Origin of the sequence: Bradyrhizobium sp. (assembly GCF_016462955.1) — a bacterium.
Classification (GTDB): domain Bacteria; phylum Pseudomonadota; class Alphaproteobacteria; order Rhizobiales; family Xanthobacteraceae; genus Bradyrhizobium.
Genome location: NZ_JAEMSD010000714.1, coordinates 1 through 2,719, shown reverse-complemented (window position 1 = coordinate 2,719; position 2,719 = coordinate 1). Strand labels below are relative to the sequence as shown.

General features: G+C 63.6%; 2 protein-coding genes. Both read right to left on the bottom strand.

All coding sequences use genetic code 11. The features are described 5' to 3' along the window. The coding region (locus JHD07_RS37290; RefSeq protein ID WP_291631280.1) for an ABC transporter permease at positions 1–986 on the bottom strand (986 nt) is incomplete at its 3' end. Positions 987–1,174: 188 nt separating this feature from the next. After that, positions 1,175–2,719 (bottom strand): ABC transporter substrate-binding protein (locus JHD07_RS37285; protein ID WP_291631278.1); only part of this gene is annotated, 1,545 nt, incomplete at its 5' end.

Sequence of the window (2,719 nt, the reverse complement as noted above, 5' to 3'; positions counted from 1 at the left end):
ATCACGCCATAGAGAATGTCGATGATCAGATTGAGCAGCACATACATGACCGCCATGGTCAGCACGAAGCCTTGCACCGGTGCGAAGTCCGACGAGATCAGCGCCTCCACCGCGTAGGAGCCGATGCCCGGCCAGGCGAACACCTTCTCCACCAGCACGTTGGCCCCCAACAGGAACGAGAACACCATGCTCAGCGTGGTGATGACAGGCAGCATCGCGTTGCGGAAGGCGTAGGTGACGATGACGGTCGCAGGGGACAGGCCGCTGGCGCGCGCCGTGCGGACGAATTCGGATGCCAGCACCGCCAGCATCGAGGCGCGGGTCATGCGTGCGATCGGAGCCAGCGAGAAGATCGCGAGCGTGGTCGCAGGCAATAGGAGCTGGCTCAGCGCCGAGCGGAACGCTTCGAGATCGCGGGCGATCAGCGTGTCGATCAGATAGAAGCCCGTCACCGTCGGCGGCGCGCTGTAGAACACATCGAGACGGCCGAGCGGCGCCGGCGACCAGCCCAGGCGGAAGTAGAACACATAGACCAGTACGAGCCCGGTGAAGAACACCGGCAGCGAGACGCCGGCCGTCGTGGTGACCCGGCAGAGATGATCGATCCAGGACCCCGGCCGCGTCGCCGCGAGCACGCCGAGCGGGATCGCGATCACGACCGAGACGATGAGGCCGAGCAGCGTCAGCTCGGCCGAGGCCGGCAGGCGGTTGCGGATCTCGGCGGCGACGGGCTGGCCTGTGGTGAGCGAGTTGCCGAAATCGCCATGGGCGAGATCGTTGGTGTAGCGGAAGAACTGCTCGATCAGCGGCCTGTCGAGGCCGAGCTTCTTGCGGATCTGCTCGACGGCTTCCTTCGTCGCGGCGGGGCCGGCGAAGTAGGCGGCGGGATCACCCGGCAGCGCGCGCGTCAGCAGGAAGGTGACGATGACGACGCCGATCAACGAGGGAATCGCGAACATCAGGCGCTTGCCGATCATGGTCAGCATGGGGTGCTCCTGCGCATGTTGCGCACGCCGCTTGCCGCGTACACCGCCGCATTCCCTCCCCCCTTGTGAGGGAGGGTTAGGGAGGGGGGTAGCTCCGCGATAGGTCGGAGTTCGTGGCCACCCCTCTCCCCAACCCTCCCCCACAAGGGGGGAGGGAGCCCGAAGAGCGCGCTCACCTCACCCATGACTTACCCCTTCGCCATCGCGCGATAGTCCAGCCTGCGGTGGAACCAGTATTGGTAGCCGCTGATATTCTTCTGCATCGCGACGTTGACGAAGGGCTGGTACAGCGGGATGCGCGGCACGTCGGTGAAGGCGAGATCGACGAAGCCCTTCACGTCCTTGTCGTAGGTCGCGGTGTCGCCGGTCGAAGCGGCGGTACGCGCGCCGTCGATCAGCTTGTCCATCTCCGCCGACTTGTAGCTCATGGTGTTGAAGACGGAATTGTTGCCGTGATAGCACCAGTAGAAGAAGTATTCGGGGTAATCGAGCCAGCCCGAGAACACGTTGGTGAAGAGCGGCATCTCCTTCTTGTTCAATTCGGTGCGCCAGTTGGCGCCGGGCACCTTGTTGATGGTGGTCTTGATACCGAGCTGGGCGAGGCTCTCCTGCACCAGCACGCAGAGCGGCTCGTTGACGCCGGCGAAGTTGAGGTCGAACGAGATCGTGGTCTCGAAACCGTTGGCATAGCCGGCCTCGGCCAGCAGCGCCTTCGCCTTCGCCATGTCGGTGTTGTATTTGTGCTGCTGCGGCCAGGCGACCTCGGTGGCCTTGTCCGCGGGCGCGCCGAACATGGGATTGCCGAGCCCGAACAGCACGGCATCCATGATCTTCTGGTACGGCATCGCATAGGCCATGGCCTGCCGCACCTTTGGATTGTCGAACGGCGGCTTGGTCACGTTCATGCCGATATATTGGATGCCGTTGGAGAACGGCAGCGACACCACGTTGAGCTTGCCGCTCGCCTTCATCTCCTGGAAATCCTTGAACGGCAGCTCATAGGAGATGTCGGCGTCGCCGCGCTCGAGCAGCGCACGGCGATTGCCGGCCTGCGGCACCATGCGCCAGATCACGCGCTTGATCTTGGGCAGGGGTCCGCCGACCCAGTCGTCATTGCGCTCCATGATCACTTCAGTGCCGGCGGTCCATTTCGTCACCTTGTAAGCGCCGGAGCCGGCGGTCTGCTGCTTGGTGAACTCGAGACCCCAGGGGTCCTTCTCGCTGGCGTTCTTCTTCACAAGCTCGGAATTGACGATGCAGGGCACGATGACGGCGAGATCGGGGATCGTCAGCCTGTCCTTCTTCAGAAAGTCGACGCGCACGGTGTGATCGTCGATCACGACGAACTGCTCGGGCTTGGTCAGCGAACCCGCGCTCATCTGGAAGGTCGGGAAGCCGCCGACGCTGACGGCGCGGTCGAGCGACCATTTCACGTCCTTCGCCGTGACCGGCGTGCCGTCGTGGAATTTGGCTTTCTTCTTCAGCTTGAAGGTGACCGACATGTCGTCGATCTTGAAATCTTCGGCGAGCTCGCCCTTGAACTTGTCGCGGTCGTAATAGGGCACGCCGCCGGGGCCGCTCTTCATCTCGTGGCTGATCAGGCGGTCGTAGCAATTCCAGGACACCTCATAGCCGGGCACGTTGGTGCCGATGCCGTGGATGTCGAGATTGTTGGGGCCGCCCTCCGAGACGATCAGCAGCGTCTCCGAGCGGGCATCGGCCTGCGCGGACGA